Source organism: Pseudomonas sp. FW300-N2F2 (assembly GCF_017351655.1).
Taxonomy (GTDB): Bacteria; Pseudomonadota; Gammaproteobacteria; order Pseudomonadales; family Pseudomonadaceae; genus Aquipseudomonas; species Aquipseudomonas fluorescens_AA.
In genome coordinates, this window is record NZ_JACNDQ010000010.1 from 1 (window position 1) to 1,430 (window position 1,430).

A 1,430-nucleotide genomic window follows, 5' to 3' on the forward strand; every position below is an offset into this window, starting at 1 on the left:
CCCATTGCAGGAAGGTATTCTCTACCATCACCTCGCCGCCGAGCAGGGCGATCCGTACCTGCTCCAGACGCTGTTCGCTTTCGAGACCCAAGGGCGTCTGGAAGACTTCTCGCGCGCGTTGCAACAGGTGATCGATCGTCACGACATTCTCAGGACATCGATACGTTGGGAAGGGTTCGAGCAACCCTTGCAGATCGTCTGGCGCAAAGCCCTGTTGAGACGGCAAGAGGTCGCGCTGGACCCGGTCGACGGCGATGCCGCGACGCAACTGCATGAGCGTTTCGATTCCCGGCATCACCGTCTGGATATTACCCAGGCACCGATGCTGCGTCTTGTGCATGCCTACGACACGGATAATGACCGCTGGCTGGCGATGTTGCTGTTCCACCACATGACGCTGGACCACACCGCACTGGAAGTGCTGCAACACGAAATACAGGCCTGTTTCTCGGGAGAGGTCGAGCAGTTGGGCGCCGCGGTGCCTTACCGCAACTATGTGGCTCAGGCCCGCCTGGGGGTGAGCAGCGATGCCCACGAACGTTTTTTCCGCGACATGCTCAGCGACGTCGACGAGCCGACGCTGCCGTTCGAGTTGCAGGATGTGCAAGGCGATGGCAGCGGCATCGAGGAGGTCCGCCAAGACGTCGAGCCTGGCCTCAGTCGCCGGTTGCGGGCCCAGGCGCGTCAGCTCGGGGTGAGCGCGGCGAGCTTGTATCACCTGGTTTGGGCGCAAGTCCTGGGCAAGGTGTCGGGCAAGGACGATGTGGTGTTCGGCACGGTGCTGATGGGGCGGATGCAGGGTGGCGAGGGCGCCGATCGGGCGCTGGGCATGTTCATCAATACGCTGCCCTTGCGGGTGAGTGTGGCGCAAGCCAGCATCCGTGCCGGCGTCAAGGCCACCCATGTGCAATTGACTGCGTTACTGGGGCACGAGCACGCCTCATTGGCGCTGGCGCAACGTTGCAGTGGCGTGCAAGCGCCAACCCCATTGTTCAGTGCCTTGCTCAACTATCGCCATACCGGGGCGACCACCGCGATCGAGCTATTGCCGGCCTGGAACGGTATCCAGGTACTCAGTAGCGAGGAGCGCACCAACTACCCGCTGACGTTGTCGGTGGACGATCAGGGCGAAGCGTTCAGCTTTACCGTCATGACCCCGGCCCGCATTGGTGCGCAGCGGCTCTGTGGCTATGTGCGGCACACCCTGGAAAATCTGGTCCGCATGCTCGAGCAGCAGCCGGACATGCCCTTGCAGCAATTGTCGATCCTGCCGACCTCGGAACGTGAGCAATTGCTGGTGGCGTTCAACGCCACCGAGGCCAATTATCCGCAGCAGCAGACGATTCATGGGCTGTTTGAAGAGCAGGTGCAGCGTACGCCGGAGGCCGTGGCGGTGAGCCGTGGCGAGCAGCGCCTGAGCTATGGGGACC

The 1,430-nt window shown here is 62.4% G+C and carries 1 protein-coding gene; it reads left to right on the forward strand.

Translation table 11 applies throughout. The features are described from left to right. A partial coding sequence (locus J4E63_RS30660; protein ID WP_259334284.1) for a condensation domain-containing protein occupies positions 1-1,430 on the forward strand: 1,430 nt, incomplete at both ends.